The organism is Acinetobacter sp. V116_7 (assembly GCF_056735735.1).
Genome location: NZ_JBWZIF010000009.1, coordinates 1 through 788, shown reverse-complemented (window position 1 = coordinate 788; position 788 = coordinate 1). Strand labels below are relative to the sequence as shown.

Here is a 788-nt window from a genome sequence, read left to right as displayed (position 1 = left end):
GCAAATTTCATTCCGGTACGTGGCGAAGGTTCACGTATTTGGGATCAAGAAAATAAAGAATATATTGATTTTGCAGGCGGGATTGCAGTAAACGCATTAGGTCATGCGCATCCAGTGGCAGTAAATGCTTTAACAGAACAAGCAACAAAACTTTGGCATGTAGGTAACGGTTATACAAATGAACCCGTTCTACGTCTTGCAAAACAACTCACCGAAAATACATTTGCAGACAAGGTTTTCTTCTGTAACTCAGGTGCTGAAGCGAACGAAGCTGCTTTAAAACTGGCTCGTAAAGTTGGTTTAGACAGCGGCGTTGCTGGCAAAAGTGGCATTGTGGCATTTAACAATGCTTTCCATGGCCGTACTTTATTTACCGTTTCAGCGGGTGGTCAACCTAAATATTCACAAGACTTTGCACCACTTCCAAACGGAATTAACCACGTTGCCTTTAACGATTTAGAAGCTGCAAAAGCGGTGATTAATGAGCAAACATGTGCAGTCATTGTTGAACCGATTCAAGGTGAGGGCGGCGTTATTCCTGCTGACATCGAATTTTTAAAAGGTTTACGTGCACTGTGTGATGAGTTCGGTGCCTTACTTATTTTTGATGAAGTGCAAACTGGCGTTGGCCGTACAGGTGCACTGTATGCCTACATGAACTCTGGTGTTATTCCAGATGTGTTAACGACTGCAAAAGCACTAGGCGGTGGTTTCCCAGTGGGTGCAATGTTAACAACAGATAAGTTTGCTCCGCATTTTTCAGTGGGTACACATGGTACGACTTATGG

At 43.4% G+C, this 788-nt stretch carries 1 protein-coding gene; it reads left to right on the top strand.

Features of this window, described 5'->3' with window-relative positions; all coding sequences use genetic code 11:
• A partial coding sequence (locus tag AC1PJP_RS00690) for an aminotransferase class III-fold pyridoxal phosphate-dependent enzyme (RefSeq protein WP_479766362.1) occupies nt 1-788 on the top strand: 788 nt, incomplete at both ends.